The sequence below is a fragment of the Geobacter sp. genome (genome assembly GCF_027327745.1).
Classification (GTDB): domain Bacteria; phylum Desulfobacterota; class Desulfuromonadia; order Geobacterales; family Geobacteraceae; genus Geobacter.
Window position 1 is genome coordinate 12,469 of sequence record NZ_DAHVYG010000019.1, and the last position, 22,990, is coordinate 35,458.

At 62.8% G+C, this 22,990-nt stretch carries 20 protein-coding genes; all 20 read left to right on the plus strand.

All coding sequences use genetic code 11. The annotated features are described in order from the left end of the window. Positions 1–32 precede the first annotated feature (32 nt). The 20 genes from selD (at position 33) to M6689_RS03450 (ending at position 22,955) form a co-directional block, all read left to right on the plus strand. Positions 33–1,073, plus strand: a complete 1,041-nt coding sequence (selD, locus tag M6689_RS03355) for a selenide, water dikinase SelD (RefSeq protein ID WP_298267813.1) — start codon at positions 33–35, stop codon at positions 1,071–1,073. Further along, positions 1,060–2,319: an ASKHA domain-containing protein gene (locus M6689_RS03360; protein WP_298267816.1), complete on the plus strand. Its 1,260-nt coding sequence runs from the start codon at positions 1,060–1,062 to the stop codon at positions 2,317–2,319. The genes selD and M6689_RS03360 overlap by 14 nt, the downstream gene beginning before the upstream one ends. Positions 2,320–2,397: 78 nt before the next feature. Then, entirely contained in the window at positions 2,398–3,963 is a 1,566-nt protein-coding gene (gene purH, locus M6689_RS03365) for a bifunctional phosphoribosylaminoimidazolecarboxamide formyltransferase/IMP cyclohydrolase (RefSeq protein ID WP_298267818.1), read from the plus strand. 46 nt (positions 3,964–4,009) lie between these two features. Continuing rightward, positions 4,010–5,281, plus strand: coding sequence for a phosphoribosylamine--glycine ligase (gene purD, locus M6689_RS03370; RefSeq protein ID WP_298267822.1), 1,272 nt, complete (start codon positions 4,010–4,012; stop codon positions 5,279–5,281). A 17-nt stretch (positions 5,282–5,298) separates the two neighbouring features. Continuing rightward, positions 5,299–5,808: a 5-(carboxyamino)imidazole ribonucleotide mutase gene (purE, locus tag M6689_RS03375; protein WP_298267824.1), complete on the plus strand. Its 510-nt coding sequence runs from the start codon at positions 5,299–5,301 to the stop codon at positions 5,806–5,808. A 133-nt stretch (positions 5,809–5,941) separates the two neighbouring features. Continuing rightward, positions 5,942–6,214 carry a cytochrome c7 gene (locus M6689_RS03380; RefSeq protein WP_298267825.1) on the plus strand — a complete coding sequence of 91 codons (273 nt, stop codon included), beginning with the start codon at positions 5,942–5,944 and terminating at the stop codon, positions 6,212–6,214. Between the two features lie 188 nt (positions 6,215–6,402). Beyond that, a complete protein-coding gene (locus M6689_RS03385; protein ID WP_298267827.1) occupies positions 6,403–7,755 on the plus strand; it encodes a cytochrome c biogenesis protein ResB in 1,353 nt (450 codons plus the stop codon). An 18-nt stretch (positions 7,756–7,773) separates the two neighbouring features. Beyond that, positions 7,774–8,625: a c-type cytochrome biogenesis protein CcsB gene (gene ccsB / locus M6689_RS03390; protein WP_298267830.1), complete on the plus strand. Its 852-nt coding sequence runs from the start codon at positions 7,774–7,776 to the stop codon at positions 8,623–8,625. 124 nt (positions 8,626–8,749) lie between these two features. Further along, complete coding sequence (locus M6689_RS03395) at positions 8,750–9,760, plus strand: cytochrome c3 family protein (protein ID WP_298267832.1); 1,011 nt, start codon at positions 8,750–8,752, stop codon at positions 9,758–9,760. A 17-nt stretch (positions 9,761–9,777) separates the two neighbouring features. Further along, positions 9,778–10,770: a cytochrome c3 family protein gene (locus tag M6689_RS03400; RefSeq protein WP_298267834.1), complete on the plus strand. Its 993-nt coding sequence runs from the start codon at positions 9,778–9,780 to the stop codon at positions 10,768–10,770. An 85-nt stretch (positions 10,771–10,855) separates the two neighbouring features. Continuing rightward, positions 10,856–11,944, plus strand: coding sequence for a 6-bladed beta-propeller (locus tag M6689_RS03405; RefSeq protein WP_298267836.1), 1,089 nt, complete (start codon positions 10,856–10,858; stop codon positions 11,942–11,944). A 322-nt stretch (positions 11,945–12,266) separates the two neighbouring features. After that, on the plus strand, positions 12,267–13,016 hold the full coding sequence (locus tag M6689_RS03410; protein WP_298267838.1) for a cytochrome c3 family protein: 750 nt from the start codon (positions 12,267–12,269) through the stop codon (positions 13,014–13,016). Between the two features lie 367 nt (positions 13,017–13,383). Next, positions 13,384–15,546: a hypothetical protein gene (locus M6689_RS03415; protein WP_298267839.1), complete on the plus strand. Its 2,163-nt coding sequence runs from the start codon at positions 13,384–13,386 to the stop codon at positions 15,544–15,546. Between the two features lie 84 nt (positions 15,547–15,630). Next, positions 15,631–16,593 (plus strand): glycosyltransferase family 2 protein, encoded by a 963-nt coding sequence (locus M6689_RS03420; protein WP_298267841.1) that lies wholly within the window; start codon positions 15,631–15,633, stop codon positions 16,591–16,593. Continuing rightward, positions 16,587–18,098, plus strand: a complete 1,512-nt coding sequence (locus M6689_RS03425) for a hypothetical protein (protein WP_298267843.1) — start codon at positions 16,587–16,589, stop codon at positions 18,096–18,098. The genes M6689_RS03420 and M6689_RS03425 overlap by 7 nt, the downstream gene beginning before the upstream one ends. Next, positions 18,095–19,063, plus strand: coding sequence for a glycosyltransferase family 2 protein (locus M6689_RS03430; RefSeq protein ID WP_298267845.1), 969 nt, complete (start codon positions 18,095–18,097; stop codon positions 19,061–19,063). The genes M6689_RS03425 and M6689_RS03430 overlap by 4 nt, the downstream gene beginning before the upstream one ends. A 67-nt stretch (positions 19,064–19,130) precedes the next feature. Further along, positions 19,131–20,291, plus strand: a complete 1,161-nt coding sequence (locus tag M6689_RS03435) for a glycosyltransferase family 4 protein (protein ID WP_298267847.1) — start codon at positions 19,131–19,133, stop codon at positions 20,289–20,291. Between the two features lie 51 nt (positions 20,292–20,342). Next, positions 20,343–20,978: a winged helix-turn-helix transcriptional regulator gene (locus tag M6689_RS03440; RefSeq protein ID WP_298267849.1), complete on the plus strand. Its 636-nt coding sequence runs from the start codon at positions 20,343–20,345 to the stop codon at positions 20,976–20,978. Further along, entirely contained in the window at positions 20,978–22,027 is a 1,050-nt protein-coding gene (gene gmd, locus M6689_RS03445) for a GDP-mannose 4,6-dehydratase (protein ID WP_298267850.1), read from the plus strand. The genes M6689_RS03440 and gmd overlap by 1 nt, the downstream gene beginning before the upstream one ends. Then, positions 22,020–22,955: a GDP-L-fucose synthase gene (locus tag M6689_RS03450; protein WP_298267852.1), complete on the plus strand. Its 936-nt coding sequence runs from the start codon at positions 22,020–22,022 to the stop codon at positions 22,953–22,955. The genes gmd and M6689_RS03450 overlap by 8 nt, the downstream gene beginning before the upstream one ends. Positions 22,956–22,990 lie beyond the last annotated feature (35 nt).

Genomic DNA, 22,990 nt, shown 5'->3' on the forward strand with positions numbered 1-22,990 from the left:
ACGGGGGCTCTTCTCCCCGCAAGACGACACCTATGACCAACACGAAAATCAAACTGACCGGCATGGTGAAAGCCGCCGGCTGAGCGGCCAAGCTGGGCCCGGCGGGCCTGGAAGACGCGCTGAGCGGCATCCTGGGAGGGGGAGGGGACCCGAACCTTCTCGTGGGGCCGGAGACCGCCGACGATGCGGGGGTCTTCCGGATCGGGGAGGGGCTTGCCCTGGTGGAGACGGTGGATATCATCACGCCGCTGGTGGATGACCCCTTCACCTTCGGCCGGATCGCCGCGGCCAATGCCCTTTCGGACGTCTACGCCATGGGGGGACGGCCGGTGACGGCCATGAACCTGGCCTTTTTCCCCTCCTGTACCCTGCCGGCGGAGGTGCTGAGGGAGATCCTCGCCGGGGGGCTCGATGCCGTGCGCGAGGCGGGTGCCTCCCTCGTGGGGGGGCATACCGTGGAGGACCATGAGCTGAAGTACGGCCTTGCCGTAACCGGCCTCATCTGCCCGGAGAGGGTCGTGCGCAACTCCACCGCCCGCCCCGGCGACCGGTTGGTCCTCACCAAACCGCTTGGCACCGGGATCGTCGCCACGGCCCTCAAGGTTGACATGGCGCCCGAAGCGGTGGTTGCGGAGGCGACCCGCTGGATGTCGGGGCTAAACGCCGCCGCCGGCGCGCTGATGCTTGAGTGCGAAGCCTCCGCCTGCACCGACGTGACCGGCTTCGGTCTCATCGGACATGCCTGCGAGATGGCCCGGGGGGGAGGGGTGACCCTGCGGTTCGACCGCGCCGCCGTGCCGATCCTGCCGGGCGTTGCGGAACTCATCGCCGACGGGCTCGTGCCGGCCGGATGCTACCGCAACCGCGACCATTACTCCCCACGGGTCGCCGCCACCGTGACCCCCGACCTCCTGCTCCCTCTCTTCGACCCCCAGACTTCGGGGGGACTACTGATCTCCCTTTCTCCCGCTGCCTGTGACCGGTTTATTGCTACGGCTGCGGACCGGGGGCTCTTCGCGGTGCCGGTGGGAGAGGTCCTCCCGCCGCGGGAGCAGGCCGTTGAGATCCGCTGATTCCCTGGCCATCGCAGTCGACCTGGGGACTACGACCATTGCCGTGTCCCTGGTCAACCTGGTCTCGGGGGAGCGCCTCGCTTCCGCCGGCTGCCTCAATCCCCAGCGGGAATTGGGGGCGGATGTGGTTTCCCGCCTGGACGCCGCCTGCCGTTCGGAAGAGGCGGCGCGGCGGATGGCCGATCTGGTCCGCACGGAACTCCACCGCCTCGCGGAGGAGCTCCTGGCGCAGTCCGGCGCTTCCCGCGGGAGCCTCCGCACCATTGCCGTAGCCGGCAATCCCGCCATGGAGCACCTCCTCCTCGGCCTGCCGGTGCGCTCCCTCGCCTTTCCTCCACACCGCCCCCTCTTTACCGACGGGCGCCATCTTTCCGCGCGGGAACTCGGTTGGGAGCTGTCCGCGGATGTCTTCCTTTTTCCGCTGCCGGGCGGCTTCGTGGGGGGAGACACCGTCGCCTTCCTTTATGGGGTTGCCGATCCCCCGTCCCCGGCTCCCGCTCCCACTCTCTACCTCGACCTCGGCACCAATGGCGAGATCGCCCTGACGGCCGGCGACCGGTTCCTTGCCACTTCTGCAGCTGCCGGTCCCGCCTTCGAGGGGGGAAACCTCGCCTGCGGCATGGCGGCCCTTCCCGGTGCCATCAGCAGGGTCTTCCTGGAAGGGGAGCGCCTTGCCGTCGCCACCATCGGCGGGAGACCTGCCGTCGGCATCTGCGGCTCCGGGGTTCTGGACACCATTTCACTGCTGCGGGAGCACGGGGTGATCGACGTCACGGGACGGCTCCTCCCGCCGGCGGAGATCCCGTCGAGTCTCGGCAACCGGGTGACGGAGGTGGAAGGGGCTCCGGCGTTCATTCTCCACCGGGATGCGGCGCGCACGGTCTGGCTCAGCCAGGAAGACATCCGCCAGGTGCAGCTTGCCAAGGGGGCGATCCGGGCAGGGATGGAGGTCCTCTTCCAGCGGGCCGGCATCCTGGCTGACGAGGTGAACTCAGTGATCCTGACCGGCTCCTTCGGGGCGGTCCTCGATCCCCGGAGCCTAAAAAACGTTGGAATTTTCACGGAAAAGATGGTACAAACGTCCCTCTTTGTCCGGGAAGGGGCGCTTCACGGCGTCGAGAAGGCGCTTTTCGCCCCCGAAGGGGTGACGCGTCTGGCCGGCGCCATCCGGGTCATCCCGCTTTCCGGAACCCCTGCCTTCGAGAAGAATTTTCTGGCGCACATCAATTTCCCTCAACCACGCTGAACATCCACCACGGAGCAGGTTTTTTCCTGTGTCTCCGTGTCTCCGCGGTTAATTACGTTTTCAAGGAGCAAGCAAACAATGGCAAAAATTACCCGTGCGCTCATCAGCCTCTCCGACAAGACCGGCATCGTCGGGTTCGCGACGGAGCTGGCCGGCTACGGCGTCGAGATCCTCTCCACCGGCGGCACCGCCAAGCTCCTCCGGGAGGCGGGGCTTGCCGTCAAGGACGTCTCCGAATTCACCGGCTTTCCCGAGATGCTCGACGGGCGGGTGAAGACCCTCCACCCGAAGGTCCACGGCGGTCTCCTCGGGATGCGTTCCAATCCCGGGCACGTGGCGACCATGAAGGAGCACGGCATCGAGCCGATCGACATGGTGGTGGTGAACCTTTACCCCTTCGAGGCGACGGTGGCAAATCCCGCCTGCACTTTGGAGGATGCCATCGAGAACATCGACATCGGCGGCCCGGCCATGCTCCGCTCCGCGGCGAAGAACAACGCCGATGTGACCGTCGTCGTCGACCCGGCGGACTACCGCACCGTCCTCGACGAGATGCGGGCCTCGGGGGGCTCCGTCTCGAAGGAGACCAACTTCCGGCTGGCGGTGAAGGTCTACCAGCACACCGCCGCCTATGACGGCGCCATCTCCAACTGGCTGGGGAGCAGAACCGGCGGGGGGGTGGCTCCCTGGCCCGATACTATCACCCTCCAGTTCAGGAAGTCCCAGGAAATGCGCTACGGGGAGAACCCCCACCAGGGTGCCGCTTTCTACGTGGAGCGCGACGTGACGGAGGCGTCCGTCGCCACGGCCCGCCAGCTCCAGGGGAAGGAGCTCTCCTACAACAACATCGCCGACACCGATGCCGCGCTGGAGTGCGTGAAACAGTTTGCCGAAGGGGCCGCCTGCGTCATCGTCAAGCATGCAAACCCCTGCGGCGTCGCCGTCGGCGCGACGCTTCGCGAGGCGTACGACCGGGCCTACGCCACCGACCCCGAGTCGGCGTTCGGCGGTATCATCGCCTTCAACCGCGAGCTGGATGCCGAAACGGCGCAGGCGATCTGCGACCGGCAGTTCGTGGAGGTGGTCATCGCGCCCCTGGTCTCCCCGGCAGCCGTGGAGATTGTGGCCGCCAAGAAGAACGTGCGGCTGCTGGAGTGCGGCACCTGGCCGGAGAAGCCGGCCCGGCGCCTGGATCTCAAGCGGGTGAACGGCGGCATCCTGGTGCAGGACGCCGATCTCGATCTCCATGCCGAGTTGAAGGTGGTGAGCAGGCGCCCCCCCACCGAACAGGAGATGAAGGACCTCCTCTTCGCCTGGCGGGTGGCAAAGTTCGTGAAGTCCAACGCCATCGTCTACGGCAAGGGGAACATGACCATCGGCGTCGGCGCCGGCCAGATGAGCCGCGTCAACTCCGCCCGGATCGCCGCCATCAAGGCCGAGCACGCGGGGCTTGAGGTCAGGGGGGCCGTCATGGCTTCGGATGCCTTCTTCCCGTTCCGGGACGGGATCGACAGCGCCGCCGCCGCCGGCATCACCGCCGTCATCCAGCCGGGGGGAAGCATGCGCGACGCCGAGGTGATTGCCGCTGCCGACGAGCACGGCATGGCGATGGTGTTCACCGGGATGCGGCATTTCAGGCATTGAAGTGAGAAGTGAGATGTCTATTTGTCTTTAGTCCGGAGGTTTATTTATGAAAGTTCTCGTAGTCGGCGGCGGCGGCAGGGAGCACGCCCTGGTCTGGAAGATCGCCCGGTCCCCCCTGGTGACCAAGGTCTACTGTGCGCCGGGGAATCCCGGCATCGGCCTCATCGCGGAGAATGTGCCGGTTAAGGTGGACGACCTCGACGGGCTCCTGGCCTTTGCCAGGGCGAAGGCCATCGACCTCACCGTCGTCGGGCCGGAGCTCCCCCTCTCCCTCGGCATCGTGGACCGCTTCGAGGAGAACGGTCTCACCATCTTCGGCGCGCGGCAGAACGCGGCGATCATCGAGGCGAGCAAGGCGTTCTCCAAGGACCTGATGCATAAGTACGGCGTCCCGACCGCCGCCTACGGCGTCTTCACCGACGTGGAGCCGGCGGTGGCCTTCATCGACAGGACGGGGATCCCCATCGTCATCAAGGCCGACGGCCTGGCCGCCGGCAAGGGGGTCATCATCGCCCGGAGCCGCGACGAGGCGGTGGCGACGGTCCGGGACATGCTCTCGGGCAACGCCTTCGGCTCCGCCGGTTCCCGGGTGGTGATCGAGGAGTTCCTCGTGGGGGAGGAGGCGTCGTTTCTTGCCTTTACCGACGGGAAGAACATCATCCCCCTCGCCTCGGCCCAGGACCACAAGGCGGTCTACGACGGGGACCGGGGACCCAATACTGGCGGGATGGGGGCCTACTCCCCGGCCCCGGTGGTGACCCCCGTCATCCACGAGAAGGCCATGACCGAGGTGATGCGCCAGACCGTGGACGGCATGGCGGCGGAGGGGCGTCCCTACCGAGGTGTCCTCTATGCCGGGCTCATGATCAACGGCGAAGAGGTGAAGACGCTGGAGTTCAACGCCCGTTTCGGCGACCCGGAGTGCCAGCCGCTCCTCATGCGGATGAAGTCGGACATCGTCCCGGTCCTTATGGCCGTGGCCAAAGGTGATCTCTCGGGCATTTCCATCGAATGGCACGACAAGGCGGCCGTCTGCGTCGTCATGGCCGCCGGCGGCTATCCCGGCGACTACCGGAAGGGAGACGAGATCAGGGGGCTCGATGCTGCCGCCGCCCTGGACGATCTCTTTGTCTTCCACGCCGGGACCGCCGAGGCGAACGGAAAGATCGTCACCGGCGGGGGGCGGGTCCTCGGCGTCACCGCCCTCGGTGCCACGGTGCAGGATGCCATTGACCGGGCCTATCAAGGTGTGGCGGCGATTACCTGGGAGGGGGTTCACTTCCGCCGCGACATCGGCGCCAAGGCGCTAAAGCGTTAGTGGGGAGGAAAAGGCTGATGGAAAATCCACAGGTGTTGATCGTCATGGGGAGCGACTCCGACATCCCCATCATGGAGGAGGTCGCCAAGATTCTCGACCAGTTCGGGATCGCGTGGGAAATGCGGATCGCCTCGGCCCACCGCTCACCCAAGAAGGCAGCCGCCCTGGCCTCCGGCGCCGCCGGCCGCGGCATCAGGGTGATCGTTGCCGGAGCCGGGATGGCCGCCCATCTGGCCGGTATGATCGCTGCCGACACCATCCTGCCGGTCATCGCCGTTCCGATCCCCGGCGGAGCCCTCAACGGGCTCGATGCCCTCTATGCCATGGTGCAGATGCCCGGCGGAATCCCGGTGGCGACCATGGCCATCGGAAAGGCGGGGGCGAAGAATGCGGGGCTCCTGGCAGTGCAGATCATCGCCCTGGGAGACCCCGCCCTGAGCGCGAAGCTCCACGCCTACAAGGAGGCCATGGCCGAAGAGGTGGAAGCCAAGGACCGTGCCCTCCAGGCACGCGCCCGGGGGGCGTAGTATCCCCCGCCGTGCCCCGGTAATTGCGGTGTTGCGGCGGTTTTTTGCGGGCGGATTTTTCCTTGACAAAACGAAATGGTGTTGTATAAGTTTCAGACGGTTTTGTTCCATTCCATTGAAAAGGGGTACACCAATGAAAAAGATTGTCGCTGCTCTCGCTCTCTCCGTCTTTGCTGCCAGCCTTGCCTTTGCCGCTGACGAGATCGTTCTCAAGGCGAAGAACGGGAACATCACCTTCCCGCACAAGAAGCACCAGGAGCTCCTCAAGGACTGCAAGAAGTGCCATGAGAAGGGTCCGGGCAAGATCGAAGGGTTCGGCAAGGATTGGGCCCACAAGACCTGCAAAGGGTGCCACGAAGAAATGAAGAAGGGGCCGACCAAGTGCGGTGAGTGCCACAAGAGGTAATCTCCATGCCGCGCTAGCGGTCTGAGGCAAATGGACGGGAAAAGGGGTAACAGTCACTTGTTATCCCTTTTTCTTATTTGAGGGACCAGGATTGGAACAAACAACCATTTGTCTTTCACGGTCAATCCGCTTATAATGAGTGGCTCGTGACGCTTGAGTAAAATCCATCGCAATCCGGGAGAGTTACGTTGACAACCAGTAATCGAGGCTTTTTGCAGGCGCTGTGGGACTTCTTCTGTTCCCTCAAGCTCGCCATCTTCCTTCTCATCCTCCTTGCTGCCACGTCGATCATCGGGACCATCATCCCGCAGGGGCAGTTGAGGCCGGAGTACCTTCAGACCATTAGCGAGACCAAGCTCAAGCTTTACAGCACCCTTGGTTTCTTCGACATGTACCACTCCTGGTGGTTCATGCTTCTGCTGTATCTCTTCACGGTCAATATCGTCGCCTGCTCCATCAAGCGGCTGCCGAGGGTCTGGAAGATAATCTCCGAGCCGACCCTCATTATGACCGACAGCTTCGAGAAGAGTCTGTCAGTCACCCACGATCTCAGGCTTGAGGGGGATACGGTCACCCTGCGGGACAGGATGGTGGCTTTCCTGAAGGCGGAGTTCGCTGCGCCGGTGGTGACCGAACATGACGGGGAGTTTCACCTCTTCGCCCAGAAGGCCCCGTACAGCCGCCTCGGTGTCTATGTGGTCCACCTGAGCATCGTCGTGATATTCATCGGGGCCCTCATCGGCTCGTTCCTGGGATTCAAGGGGTATGTGAACATTACCGAGGGAGGAAGCGTCTCTTCAGTCCAGACCTTCTCCGGCCAGCGCATCGATCTCGGCTTTACCGTCAAGTGTGACGACTTCAAGGTCAGCTTCTACGACACCGGGGCCCCGAAGGAGTTCAAGAGTCTGCTGACGGTCATGGACAACGGTCGCGTCGTCATCGACAAGCGTCCGGTGATCGTGAACGACCCCCTCACGTACAAGGGGATCACCTTCTACCAGTCGAGCTACGGACAGGACGAAGCAGGGGGAATCTTCTATTTTACGGTTCGCGACCGCAAGGGGGGGACGCCGGTCAAGGTTTCGGCCGGCTATGGCGAGAAGAAGCTTCTCCCCGACGGTTCGACGATGCAGGTGCTGGAGGCGACCCAGGAGGTAAGTCAGTTCGTTCCGCAGTTCAGCGGGCCGGCGGCACGAATCGAGGTGACTCCCAAGGGGGGGGAGCCCGTTTCCTTCATCGTCTTCAAGAACTTCCCCGCCTTCGACGAGCAGCGTGGGGGGGCCCTGGTGTTCACCTACGACGGGTCGGACGAGAAGATGTATACCGGCCTGCAGGTGGCTAAGGACCCGGGGGTATGGGTCGTCTGGACCGGTTGCTTCATGATGGTGGCCGGCTGCTGCATGGCGTTCTTCATGTCCCATAAGCGGATCTGGGTGCGGGTGCGGAAGGGGCACGTCACCATCGGGGGAGGCGCCAGCAAGAACCCGGCGGGATTCCAGCTCATGTTTGACGAGATCGTCGACAAACTGAAAAAACAGTAACGGCGGAGGTTCTATCTAATGACCAGTTCCATGATGTTCAATATAGCGACGTTTTCCTACCTGGTTTCCATGCTGATCTTCTTCGCCTTCCTGGCGACCAGGGTCAAGGGGGTCGGCCTGGCCGGAAGCCTTGTCTCGTACTTCGGATTTATCGTCCATACGGCGGCCATCATCCTCCGCTGGAAGGAGTCGTACGATATCGGCCACGGACATGCCCCTCTTTCCAATCTCTACGAGTCGGTGACCTTCTTCGCCTGGACGATCATCCTGATCTTCGGAATTATCGACCTGAAGTACAAATACCGCGTCGTCGGCGCCTTCGTGGTCCCCTTCGCCCTCTTTGGCATGGCGTGGGCCCAGCTCGGACTCAGCAGCGGTATCGAGCCCCTGGTGCCGGCGCTTCAGAGCAACTGGCTCCTCTATCACGTCATTACCTGCTTCCTCGGCTATGCCGCATTTGCCGTCGCCTGCGGCCTATCGATCATGTATCTGATCAAGGCGGGGCAGGAGGGGGCCGCTGGCACCGCCCAGGCCGGCGGGATCATTTCCATGTTCCCCTCCATCAAGATTCTCGACGACCTGAACTACAAGGCGATCATGATCGGCTTCCCGCTTCTCACCCTCGGGATCATCACGGGGGCCGCCTGGGCCAACTATGCCTGGGGGACTTACTGGAGCTGGGACCCGAAGGAGACCTGGTCGTTGATCGTCTGGTTCATCTATGCGGCGTTTCTTCACGCTAGGATCACCCGCGGCTGGGTCGGCAAGAGGGCGGCGATCCTTTCCATCGTAGGGTTTGCCGCCACCATCTTCTGCTATCTCGGCGTGAACCTCGTTCTGTCGGGCCTCCATAGCTACGGGGGACGGTAGGAAGAGGCAAGAATCTTGCATGGTTAGTGGGTAGGCGACGCGCGCCAAGTGCGTACCATATCCCATTCTACCGATATCCCGGCTCTTTCCGCTTTGGCAGAGCCGGGATCTACGTGTCTATGCCATGAACAGATCGCCGTTTCGCGGTATGTGCCTCGGCACACTCATCACCCTTCTCCTTTTGTCGGCCGGAGCATCCGCCTCCAAGATCCCCGGAATCCCCGATGGCTGCAGTACCCGCTGCCACCAGAGCAAGGTGCGGGAGCAGTTTGTTCACGGCCCCGTGAAGGCTGACGACTGCATTGCCTGCCATCAGCCCGTGGGGGGGGAACATCCGAAGGACCGTGGCGTTTTCAGGTTGGCGGGGGAGCGGGAGAAGCTCTGCTATCTCTGCCACGAGGGAAAGGGAGTCAAGCGGGTCGTTCACCCCCCTGTTGCCGAAGGTGACTGCCTCGCCTGCCACGACCCCCACCAATCCCCGTATGCCAAACAGCTGAAGGCGCTGGGGAGCGAGCTCTGCTTCAAGTGTCACGATCCGGCAGCGTTCAGGCATAAGCATGGCCACGCTCCGGTCGCTTCCGGCAACTGTCTGGGGTGCCATGATCCGCACCAATCCGACAATCGTTCTCTCCTCAAGGCTGACGGGGCCGGGCTCTGTTTTCGCTGCCACGACAAAAAATTGGCAGCCGGCGCGTCAATTCACAAGCCCGTCGCCGAGGGGAAGTGTGTCCGCTGCCATGCCCCCCACGGCTCCGACTGGCCCAAGCTTCTCAGGAGCACATTTCCCGAGCCGTATTATCTCCCCTACGCCCGGGACAACTTTGCGCTTTGCTTTGACTGTCACAACAAAAATCTGGCACAGGATCGGAGAACTGACACCCTTACCGGTTTTCGAAACGGGGATTTCAATCTTCACTATCGCCATGTCAATAAATCGGACAGGGGGCGCTCCTGCAAGACCTGTCATGATCCGCACGCGGCGTCTCAGCCCCGATTGATCAAGGAGCAGATTCCCGGTTTCGGGGACTGGGAGATTCCGATCCGCTACACGAAGACGGAAACGGGGGGGACCTGCGTCGTGGGGTGTCACAAACCCAAGTCATACGACAGGGTCCGTCCGGTGACGAATCCCTGATGGGTGGAGGAGGCTGTATGTCCCGCAGAGGGATAACCGGAGTGGTTGCCGCACTCCTTTTGCTCGGTTCAACGACCGCCATGGCCGCCGTTTCGTTCGTCTATCCGGCGCCCAACAGTTGGGTCGAGCGTTCGAACTACCTGATCCTGAAGCTCAATAATCCCGAGATCACCGGCGTCAGGATCAACGTGAACGGCGTGGTCGGCGATATCCTGCAGGTGTCATCGCCGGAATACCGCAAGGCGTTCCAGGATCTTCTCATCGTGCAGCCGGTCTGGGACCGGGGGCGCAATGAGGTAAACGTTGAAGCGTACGTCGGGAAGGTGCGAGCTGAAACCGCCCAGGCACTGATCTACTATGCCCCCGAGGGAGGGCAGTCGGCGGTGCCGCCCGAATTCACGCACTACCTCTTCCACCGTCCAGACTCGGAGATTCGCTGCGTTGCCTGCCACACCATGGAGCCGACCTCGACTCAGGCGTTGAGCACCCGGGAAAAGGAAAACCCCTGCATCGGTTGCCACAAGAGGATGCTGAACGTGAAGTTCGTGCACGGCCCCGCGGGGACCTATTCCTGTGTCTATTGCCACAAGGAAAAGGCGACGCCGAAGTACGCGGTGGTCAAGCGGGATGCGGCGCTCTGCAACGAATGCCACGAGGACAAGGCGGCCGAGTTCGCCAAGAGGAAGTACGTCCACGGCCCCATCGCCGGCGGGATGTGCGAGGTCTGCCATGATCCCCATGGTAGCGCCAACTACGCGCAACTCAAGGCGCCGGTCAACGAGCTCTGTCTGTCGTGTCACGAGTCGGTGCGGAAGATTCCCCACGTCGTGAGGACCACTACCGGCGAGGGGCATCCGGTGAGCGGGCGCAAGGATCCCTCGTCTCCCAAGTCCGGCCGGGAGATGTCATGCATCTCCTGCCATAACCCCCACGCGGGGGACGTGCGCTACTACTTCCAGAATAATGCGGAAGACCGGATGCAGCTCTGCCAGATGTGTCACAACAAGTAAGAAAAATGACGACAGCTGCCGGTTGCGAGGCGGCACTGAAGCACCTCTCTGCCCGAGCAGCGAGGAATCGAGGAGAACTGAACGAATGAACCCGATGTCCCTGTCCAGAAAATTTGCCGCAGTACTCTGTGCGATCGTACTTCTGTCCGGCTGCGCCACCCAGCAGGCCGGCAATCAGCGTCGCTATTTCTGGCCTCCCCTTCCCGAACGGCCCCGGATCGAATGGATCAAGGCATACAGCAGCCAGCTCGACTTCCCGAAGGAAGGGTTCAGTGCCTTTCTCTCCGCCATTGCCGGCGACGAAGAGCCTATGCGCTTTTCCAAGCCCCTCGACATCAGATCGAACGGAAAGGGGCAGATCTACGTCACCGATGTCGGTTACGGCACGGTCCTGGTTTATGATCTGGTGAAGAAGCAGGTCCGGGTCATGGGGGGGGATGAGGCGGCCCAGTTCAGCAAGCCGGTTTCCCTGGCCATCGACGATGATGGCTCGATCTACGTTTCCGAGATCGACAAGGGAATGGTCCTGGTTTTCGACAAGAATGAAAAACCGCTTCGCGCCATGAAGCTGAGCGATACGGTCCAGAAAATCGGCGGACTTGCCATCGATCGCGAAAAGAAGCGGCTTCTCGTCACCGATGCCCGGGGCCACAAGGTCTCCGTCTTTACCCTTGACGGGAAGCATCTCTTCAGTTTCGGGAGGCGGGGCGAAAATGAAGGGGAATTCAACTTCCCGATCGCCATTACGGTGAACCATAAGGGGGAGATCATCGTCGGTGACGCCATGAATGCCCGGATACAGATATTCGATGGGGAAGGGAAGTTCCTGCGGGCATTTGGCAGCCGCGGCGACGGGCCGGCCGATTTCCAGCTGATCAAGGGGGTGGCCGTCGACTCGGACGACAACATCTACGTTACCGAAGGGAAAGGGCACAAGCTGATGGTGTTCAGCCGCCAGGGAGACTATCTGATCACCATCGGCGGATTGTACTCCATCCTGCAGACCAACAAAGAGGCCCCCGGCGGGTTCGTCATACCGCAGGGAATCGATATCGACGCCACGGACCGGATCTACGTGGTGGATCAATTGAACCAGCGTTTTCAGGTGTTTCAGTATATTTCGGACCGTTTCCTCAAGGAGAACCCCATCCCCGGCGTGAGCGTCCCGCAGTAGCGATTCTGCTCATCCGGTTATTTCGCGAAATCTTCTGCCATTTTTTCGGTTCCGCGCCATCGGTGTCCGGCATGGCCTGGGGATGGCGGCCGATGACGGATAAAGTGTTCCGGCAACCGGCATCTTCTTCAGGCGCTGGAATTGAAGTGAAAATAACAGGATATGGGAGTTTGTGGGGCAAGAATGCTGTTCTCGCCCCATTTTTTTTGCCTTTGATGCGATGGTGGTGCGGGAAAGGCACAGCGTTTGCTATATGTCGGTTGTGTACAGTTTGGAATGTTCTACCGTGGTCTTTTGACCAGAAAACGAAAGGAGAAGTATCATGAAAGCACGCCTCACCCTTGCAGTCGTAGCCGCCTCCCTGGCTGCTGCAACCGTCGCCTCGGCCGGTCTCATCACCGGCAGCAAACACGACCTGAGCGCCGCGACGGGGGGCGGCGGGAAGACCACCCAGATCTGCGTCTTCTGCCATACCCCGCACAACCCGAAGGCCCAGATTCCGCTCTGGAACCGTTCGGGGCAGAATGCCAATACCGTCTTCAAGCTCTACACCTCTTCGGCGACCCTCAACATGTACGGGGCGACCAAGCCGAGCGGCTTCTCCAGCGACAGTATCTCGCTCTTCTGCATGAGCTGCCACGACGGCAGCCCCCTTGGCGGCGGCGTCCATAACCTTCCTTCGGACTCCGGCGGGACCCTGACGGCCGACCCGCGGTACTCCCGTGGCGGTGTTGGTGTTTCCGGCGACAAAATCGTGGCCGGCAAGACGAACTTCGGGACCGACCTCACCAAGAGCCACCCGGTCAATATCCCGTACAACCCGAGCCTTGACGCCAATGGCGGGTTCCGCCCCGTCGGTGGCGCGAACAGCAACGAGGTTAACGTATCGGGCTCGGGGGCCACTAACAACCTCCCCCTCTTCAAGGCGACCATCAACGGGTCGACGGTCTACGCCGTCGAGTGTGCCTCCTGTCACGCGGTTCACGGATCGAAGTATGTGGGGCAATCTGTAAACTTCCTCCGCACCACCATGAAGGGAAGTCTGCTCTGCCTTGCCTGCCATAACAAGTAACGATTCTTTTCGGCTGCAATTCGAGGGGTGGGAAGCCACCCCTCTTTTTTTGCCGAATCAGTGATCTCCGGCTTTTCACGCAATAATTCCGGCCAAATAGCCGCGGGTGGCGGGGTGGATTTCGCCGCCGGCCTTGGGTCAGGATATTGCGCGCATAATCAGGTGGTTGCCGGGTAACAGCGGCTGGAGCCGTGATCGCCGGGCGAGGTACGTTACTTGCAGGCTATTGTTGCAGAGGTCGTACGGGCGCAGCTGGAATTGAAAGTTTATTGTCATTTAGCGTATGTCAATTAAACGACACATCATACTGCATGCACTCATCCTGACGGCGCTTGGGAGTTTTTTCCTGCGCGAAGCCGGCGCCAGGGTGTCTGGCGAAGCCGAGTTGGGCTACGTCGGCTACGACGCGGAGGCCAACGGGAAGAAGGTCGTCAGCGCCCACTCCTTCGAGCAGCGCTATTCGCTCCTCTACCAGAACGACGGGCTGCTCTATGGTGGCCGTGTCGGCAGCTATGATGTCAATCTCGGCTACGAGTGGGGGTCGTTCGACACCAGGATCAAGAATCCCAGCGACCCGACCGACCCCGCCGGCAACATCAATCCCTCCATCAGCGCCGGTCATCTCCTCTATCGGGGCGAGATAATCGTCGATCCCCTCGAACTTCCCATGAAGCTCAAGGCATACAGCTATGAGCTTAACCGCATTTCTTTCATCCAGAATTCCGTTGGCACCGTTTCGGGGGGAAGTTCGCTGATCGGCCCGGGGCTGACGACGGATCTCCTGGATGGCCTCAGCATCAATAGCGGCGTAACCATGCTGTTCGGGGTCAAGAACGGCCTCACCAACGGCTACAACGCGATTTTCCAGCATATCCCGCTGGTGATGGTCGACTACCGCGACGAGCTGCGCAAGGATACGAAAAGCGCAACTCCTGTCGATACCCGGCTGCGGCGTCTGGCGTTCGTGAGCCTCAACAAGCGGGACAACTGGTTCCATTACCGCACCACCCGTTTCGAGGACCATCTCAATCCCACCCTCTCGTTCACCGAAAGCCAGTTCCAGCTGGGCACCATCGACCACATGCTTACCCGGCGCTGGATCGACCTGACCAACTGGCTCAAGATCTCCACCGACGGCCAGTTCACGAAACATTCGAGCGTCGATCCGACGAACTCCTACGAAGCCTACGATCTCAATTTTTTTGCTGCCGCTGCGCGGCAGACGTGGGAGGCGCGGACCTTCTCGTCCTTCACCCGCCTGCAGGACAGGAACGGATTGACCCTGGAGCGGACGGTGCCGCTGTATGCTAACGGCGTTCTGAAAAGCGACGTCGAATGGAAGGGTACCTTCTACACCCGGGACCGCCGGCTCAGGCGGCTCGACGGCAGCGAATCCCAGAAGAGCGACCGCAACGGAACGTTGCGGCTCGATATGTTCTCGCGGGCCCTTTTCACCCTCGGTACCTTTGCGAAGGTGGAACATTCCGAGAATGACGGCGCCAGGCTCCTGTCGTTCGAGGGAGGGGTGGAGACGGCGAGCACCAGGCGGTTCTCCCGCGTCTATTCATTGTTCGCCAGCTACAACGTCAAGTACTTCGATGCCTCCAACGGCCTGGTCAGTGATTCGACCTACCTCAACCAGAATGCGGTTGTTCGCGGAACCTACGCACCTTCCCAGACGCTGCGCTTCGATCTCGAAGAGAACGTTTCAGCCGGTTCCGGTACAAATCCCCGCGATTTTTCCAACCAGACGATCATTGTAAACAGCGGACTGTCGAGCAATTCCGGGGTCAGCAGCACCTTCGACCGCCGTGACGAGAATATAAACGACTACCTCCGCTCGGTGACCACCCTGGCCGGGTACTGGACGCCGCGGCCCCGCCTGAGGGTGTCGGCGGCGCTGTCGGAGGATATCCTGGTCCCCTCCGGCGCTCCCACCGATTCCGTGACGACCGTGCGCGGCGATGTCGACTACTCGCTGTCCGATTTCACCATGAGGTTGCGGGGAAGCTACCGGTACCGCAATCAGGGGGGGGAGGTGACGGACCTCTTCGACGGCCAGGGGGTGGTGGAGTACAAGCCCAACAGGAACCTCGAAGCGTCGCTCTACTACATCTACAGTTTCGGCCATGATACCCCGACCACCAGGACCGAGGTTGCCGACATCCGGCAGCGGCTCAGCTATTCGTTCTATTCGACGCGGGGGCTTGCCAGGAAAGTGTTGGAAATCAGCGAAGAGTATGATTATAATCGCACCCAGAACTTCGGTACGACGGTCACTGCGCTGACCACGACCCAGCGGCTCACCCTTGGGGCCCGCTATTACCCGATCAGCAGGCTGTACGTGGGGGGGAACGCCCGATTCTCGCTTCTTGAGCCCAACAGCGTGACCGAGCAGGTTTACAATGCCACGGTGGGGGTGACGTTCAGCAAGCTCCAGGCGAGCCTCGACTACTCCTACGGCAAGCGTGACGGCAACGACAACCGGATCGAGAAGCGGATTGCCGCCAATGTGAGGAAATTCTTCTGAGCGAGTAGCGGCAGCTGCCGCCGTCTCACACGAAAGAACAGGTTGCGAAAGCCGGGGTCAAGCCCGGTTTTTGTTTTGGAAGAGATGCCGGCAACTCCCGCATTCACAATCATAATTCCAGTCAAACCAGGTGGCCGGGTTGCCGCCCTCGACCGCTTGCGCGCAGTCGACTACCCCGCCGATCGCTACGAGGTCCTCGTTGCCGAGGGGAGGCGCCCGAGTTGCCAGCGCAACCGTGCCGCCGCCCGGGCGCGGGGGGAGTATCTCTATTTCCTCGATGACGATTCCCTCACCTCCTCCGATTTCCTCCGCCGAGCCGCCCGCCATTGCGAGGCCCCGGCCGTCGCCGCCGTGGGGGGCCCCTCCCTTACCCCCCCATCGGATTCCGTCCCCCAGCGGGCGTTCGGTGCCGCCTTCGCATCCCTGCTCGGGGGGGGGAGTGTGCGCAACCGCTATCGCCGCACCGGCGCGGTGCGGGAGACCGATGACTCGGAACTTATCCTCTGCAACCTCGCTTTCCGCAAGGATCTGTTCCTGGCGGCCGGCGGCCTCGACGAGCGTCTCTACCCGAACGAGGAGAACGAGCTCATGGCGCGACTCCGACGGCAGGGGCTCAGGCTTGTCCACGATCCCGCCCTGGCGGTCTTTCGGAGCCAGCGGCCGAATATCCGGGCATTCGTGCGTCAGCTTTTCACCTACGGCCGGGGGAGGGCCGAGCAGATCCATCTCGGAGGGGGGGGCGGCGTCTCCAACTTCGTTCCGTCACTGTTTCTGCTCTACCTCTGCGCGCTCCCCTTCCTGGGCGGGCCATGGGCGATCCCTCTCGGGGGGTATCTGGCGGCGGTCCTCCTCTCGTCCCTCATGGAAGGGGCAAGGTCCGGCGACGGCAGAGTTTCCCTCTTTCTTCTGCTGGTCTATCCGGCCCTGCACCTCTCCTACGGCGCGGGGGTCATCCGGGGGCTTCTCTCCCCCCGCTTCCGGGGGAGGCGGTGCGAAGGCGAGGTGGTAACAGTCCGTGTGGTAAAGAGTCTGGAGGCTGGATGGTGACGATCGGGCGCCTTGGGCGAAGATACCTGTTTGCGGCGATGATTCTTGCCACCTTCGTGGCCTACGGCAACACGTTCCGAAACGGCTGGTCCTATGACGATATCCCGGTCGTGGTCCAGAATTCCGACGCCCACAGCCTTGCGGGTTTCGTGGAAAACAGGCGCCCGGGGCGGCCGCTGCGAGAGCTCTCCTATATCCCGGAGTACAAGCTCTTCGGGGACAAGCCCGCCGGCTATCGGGTCCAGCAGCTTCTCTGGCACGGCACCAACGGCTTCCTGCTGGTTCTCCTGCTGCAGGCCCTGGGGGTCGAGACGGTTGCCGCCATCCTCGCCGGGCTCTTTTTCCTGGTGCATCCGCTCCAGGTGGAGTCCGTGGCCAACATCTCCCACCGCAAGGAGCTCCTGGCGCTCTTTTTCTGCCTTACCACCCTGTTCCTGCATCGACGGCTGCTGGCGGCGGAAGGGAAAAAGCGGTTTCTCTTCGCCGCCAGTGAGGCCGGGACCTTTGGCCTTGCCCTTCTCGCCAACCAGACCGCCATCACGTTCCCGGGGGTTCTGGTGCTCTATGAGCTCCTCTTCGTGCCGAAGGAGCGGCGGTTCCTGATCCGTCGTCCCCTCCTTGCCGGGGCCAGCGGGGCGGTTGCCGCGGGTGGGTTTTGTTACCTCTTCCGGGGACTCTTCACCGCCGACCAGGTGCTCTCCGTCTACTCCAAGAACAACTTCATCGCCTCCAAGAGTTACTATCCGCTCTTCATGGGGGTGATGAAGTCGTTCGGGTTCTACTTTTCCAGGTTCTTCGTACCCGTCGGCCTTGCGCCCGAGTATGCGGTGAGGCTCTCGGAGGATCTGATCCAGCCATGGGCCCTGTCGGGGATGGCACTTCTGCTGGGTCTTGCGGCAGGGGCGATTGCTTTCGCCCGAAAGGAGCCGCTTCTCTCCTTCGGAATCGGCTGGTTCCTCTTCCTCTACCTGCCGGTATCCGATCTGGTGCCGGCAGGGTACCTGATTGCCGACCGCTACATGTACATGCCGCTGGCAGGGGTTGCGATCGCAGCCGCCTGGGCACTGCAGAGGGTGCGGCTGCGGGCCGTTTACGCGGCTGTGGGGGCCATCCTCATCCTGTTCACCGGCCTCACCATGGTGCAGAATACCTACTGGTACGACGAGCACACCCTCTGGCGGCATGCCGCGGAGGTCAATCCCGGCTCCACCTGGGCGCAGGAGTCGGCCGCCTACAGCTACTATGAAAAGGGGGAGTACGACAAGGCGCGGGAGCATGCCCGGCAGGCTCTGGCAATCAACCGCTTCAACACCAAGGCGTATCTGGTCCTGGCAAAGATCGAGGAGGGGCGGGGTGACATCGCCGAGGCGGTGCGCAACTACGAGATGTTTTCCGATGTGGGGGAGACGGAGTATCCGGCCCTCGTCGCCGAGGTGCGGGAGCATCTCCCGGAACTGCAGGAACGTTTGCGGCAGATCGAACTCTACAAGAAGGGGAACCGGTGAACCTGAGCATCGTCGTACCGATCTATAACGAAGAAGAGAACATCGTTGCGCTCCACGAGCGGGTGACCGCGGCCCTGGCGGGGACCGGACTCGACTACGAGCTGATCCTCGTGGACGACGGCTCCAGCGACGGCTCCTTTTCTCTGCTGCGGGAGATTGCCGGCCGCGACCCGCGGGTGAAGGTGATCCGCTTCCGGCGCAACTTCGGCCAGACCGCCGCCATGGCGGCCGGCTTCGATGCCGCCCGGGGGGAGGTGATCGTCCCGATGGACGGCGACCTCCAGAACGATCCGGCCGACATCCCGATGCTTCTGGCGAAGATCGACGAGGGGTACGACGTGGTTTCCGGCTGGCGCAGGGACCGCCAGGACACCTTCATCAACCGGCGGCTGCCGTCGATCATAGCCAACGGCCTCATCTCCCGGATGACGGGGGTCCACCTCCACGACTACGGCTGCACCCTCAAGGCCTACCGGCGCGAGGTGCTGGAAGGGGTGAACCTCTACGGGGAACTGCACCGCTTCGTGCCGGCGCTGGCCTCCCAGGTGGGGGCCCGGGTGGCGGAGCTGCCGGTGCGACACCACCCGCGGCTCCACGGCACGAGCAAGTACGGCATCTCCCGCACCACCCGCGTGGTGCTCGACCTGATGACGGTCAAGTTCCTCCTCACCTATTCCACCAAGCCGATCCAGCTCTTCGGCAAATGGGGGATCTACACGATGGCGGCCGGCTGCCTGGCCGGCGGGCTTACCCTCTACATGAAGTTCTTCGAGGGGATGAGCATGAACCGCAACCCCCTTCTCATCCTCACGGCATTCCTTCTCTTCAGTGGGGTCCAGTTCATCGCCCTGGGGCTTCTGGGGGAGCTCAACGCCCGGACCTACTACGAGGCGCAGGCAAAGCCGATCTACGCAGTGCGCGAGCGGATCAACTTCCGGGACCGGGGACCGGGGACCGGGGACTAGAACGGAAATGCCTGCGCTTTCGCGTTTCAGTCCCGAGTCCCGAGTCCCGAGGACGCTTCGCATCCTGATGCTGGCTCCGACCCCGTTCTTTGCCGACCGGGGGTGCCACGTCCGGATCTACGAGGAGGCCCGGGCCCTCATCGCCCGGGGGCACGACGTGCGGATCGTCACCTACCACCTGGGGCGCGACATGCCGGGGATCCCGACCCACCGCACCATCCGCGTTCCCTGGTACTCCAGGCTCGCCGCCGGCCCCTCCTGGCACAAGCCGTACCTCGACATCCTCCTCCTCTTCACGGCCATGAGGGTGGCCCGCTCCTTCCGTCCGCAGCTGATCCACGCCCATCTCCACGAAGGGGCTTTCCTCGGTGCGTTCCTCAAGAAGGTCCTCGGCGTGCCGCTCGTCTTCGACTGCCAGGGGAGCCTCACCGGCGAGCTGGCCGACCACGGCTTCGCCCGGGAGGGCTCGCTCCTCTTTCGCTTCTTCGCCCTGCTGGAGCGGTGGATCAACCGGAGCGCCGACGCCGTTATCACCAGTTCCACCGCCGGGCGCGCCGACCTCGTGAAACGGTGGGGGGTGGCGGGGGAGAAGGTCACCGCGCTCATCGACGGGGTCGACACGGCGGTCTTTCGCCCCTATCCCCGGGACGAGGTGCGCCGCCGGCTCGGGATCGCACCCGATGTGCCCCTCGTGGTCTTTCTCGGGGTGCTCAACCGTTACCAGGGGATCGACACCCTCCTCTCGGCTGCCGTCCTTCTCAAGTCGCAGGGGATCGGAATCCGTTTCCTCGTCATGGGATTTCCCGACGAAGCGTACCGGGAGAAGGCCCGGGAGCTCGGGGTGGGCGCCATGGTCACCTTCACCGGGCGGATCGACTACGCCAAGGCCCCCGCCTGCCTCTCGGCAGGGGATATGGCCGTCTCTCCCAAGATCTCCCTCACCGAAGCCAACGGCAAGCTCTTCAACTACATGGCCTGCGGGCTCCCGACGGTCGTCTTCGATACCCCTGTCAACCGGGAGATCCTGGGCGATGCCGGGGTCTACGCCCGGTTCGGCGATGCCGCGGACCTGGCGGAGCGGCTGGCCGAACTGGCCGCCGATCCGCAGCGGCGGGCGTCCCTTGCGCTCCGCGTGCGGGAGAAGGCGGAGCGCGAGCATGGGTGGCGAAGCCGGGGCGAGGCGCTCGAACAGCTCTATCGGCGGATCGTGCGGGGTAAGGCCCCGTAAAGGCGGACTTTTCCCTTGCGCTTTTGCCGGAAGTCGTTTACTGTTCATCGCATGAACGATACCCCTGACAAAGGGGGCGATTCCTACCGGTCGTTTCTCCTGCTGAATGAGATCGCCACCGAGGAATCCCTCTCCCAGCGGGACTTGGCCCGCCGCCTCGGCATTGCCCTGGGGCTCGTCAACTCCTATCTCAGGAACCTGGTGGCCAAGGGATACGTGCGGGTGAAGGAATTTCCCCCCAACCGCTATGCCTACCTCCTCACCCCCCAGGGGATTGCCGAAAAGAGCCGCCTCGCCTACCAGCACCTGAGTTCGTTCACGACCCTCTACCGGGTTGCCCGGCAGGATTTTCTCCACCTCTTCCGCCGGCTGAAGGAGGAGGGGGTGACCCGGGTCGCCTTCTGCGGGGTGGACGAGGTGGCGGAGATCGCCTTTCTCTCGCTCCGTGAAACCGGGATCGAGCTCGCACTGGTCATGGATACGGAGGGTGGCGGGGAGTTCTTCGGCAAGCCGGTGGTGTCGATTCCCCACGGGCTCCTTGCGGGAAACCACCGCATCATCATCACGTCGTTCAAGCGGTACGGGCCGCTGCGCGACGAACTCGTCCGGCGGGGGGTTCCCGCCGCAACCATCCACTGCGCCGTCAGTGACGATACCACGATGACTTTACCTACGGAGGGATTGTGATGAAAAAAGCGCTCATTACGGGAATTACCGGCCAGGACGGCTCGTACCTGGCGGAACTGCTTCTCGCCAAGGGTTACGAGGTCCACGGCATGATCCGCCGCTCCTCCTCGTTCAACACCGGCCGGATCGACCACCTCTACCACGACCCCCACGAACCTGGAGTGCGGCTCTTTCTCCACTACGGCGACCTGAACGACGCCAGCTCCATCAACAGGCTGCTGCGCGACATCCGCCCCGACGAGATCTATAACCTGGGGGCCCAGAGCCATGTGCGGGTCTCCTTCGACGTCCCGGAATACACCGGCGAGGTCGACGCCCTGGGGGCGGTCCGGATCCTCGAAGGGATCAGGGAGACCGGGATCTCGCCGAAGTTCTACCAGGCCTCTTCCTCCGAGCTCTACGGCAAGGTGGTGGAGACCCCGCAAAGGGAGACCACCCCCTTCTACCCCCGCTCCCCTTACGCCTGCGCCAAGGCGTACGCCTACTACATCACCCTCAACTACCGGGAGAGCTACGGGATGTTCGCCTGCAACGGCATCCTCTTCAACCACGAGTCCCCCCGCCGCGGCGAAACCTTCGTGACGAGAAAGATCACCCGCGCCGCCGGCCGGATCAAGACGGGTCTCCAGGAGCGGCTCTATCTCGGCAACCTGGAGGCGAAGCGCGACTGGGGCTTTGCCGGCGACTACGTGGAGGCGATGTGGCTCATGCTCCAGCAGAACGAGCCGGACGATTACGTGATCGCCACCGGCGAGACCTACTCGGTGCGGCTTTTCGCCGAAAAGGTCTTTGCCCGCCTCGGGATGCCGCTGGAGTGGCGGGGGAGCGGCGTGGACGAGAAGGGGGTCGATGCCAATACCGGCAGGGTCCTCGTCGAGATCGACCCCCGCTACTTCCGCCCCGCCGAGGTGGACCTCCTCCTGGGGGACCCCGCCAAGGCGAAGGCCAGCCTCGGCTGGCAGCCGAAGACCGACTTCGAAGGGCTCGTGGCGATGATGACCGATGCCGATCTGGCGCTGGCCGAGCGGGAGAAGCGGGCCAATGGATAAGAACGCGCGCATCTTTGTCGCCGGCCACCGGGGGCTCGTCGGTTCGGCCATCGTCAGAAGGCTGCAAGCCGAAGGGTACGACAATCTCCTTCTGCGCACGAGCAACGAGCTCGACCTGCGCGACCAGGCCGCCGTTGTCTCCTTTTTCGAGCAGGAGCGGCCGGAGTATGTCTTTCTCGCCGCGGCCAAGGTCGGGGGGATCGTCGCCAACAACAGCTATCCGGCCGATTTCATCTACGACAACCTGATGATCGAGGCGAACGTCATCCACAGCGCCTGGCGCTCCGGGGTGACGAAGCTCCTCTTCCTCGGCAGCACCTGCATCTACCCGAAGCTCGCCCCCCAGCCGATCAGGGAGGAGTATCTCCTCACCGGTCCCCTGGAGCCGACCAACGAGCCGTACGCGGTGGCGAAGATCGCCGGGATCACCATGTGCCGCTCCTACAACCGGCAGTTTGGGACTCGCTTCATCTCCGCCATGCCGACCAATCTCTACGGTCCGGGCGACAACTTCGACCTCCAGAACTCCCACGTCCTGCCGGCGCTCATCCGCAAGTTCCACGAGGCGAAGATTGCGGCTGCGCCGACGGTCACCATCTGGGGGACCGGAAGCCCGTACCGCGAGTTCGTCCACGTCGACGACGTGGCCGACGCCTCTCTCTTCCTGATGCGCAACCACGAGGGGAACGATATCGTCAACATCGGCAGCGGCGAGGAGATCACCATCCGCGACCTGGCGCTCCTGGTGAAGAAGGCGATCGGCTTCGAGGGGGAGCTCGTCTTCGACACCTCCAAGCCCGACGGCACCCCCCGCAAGCTCTCCGACGTCTCGCGGCTTCACTCCCTGGGATGGCGGCATCGGATCGGGCTGGAGGAGGGTGTGCGGGCGACGTATGGGTGGTATATGGATAATAATATGAGCCGTTGAATTGCAGTCGCTGCGGGATAGCCGGATTTGAACGG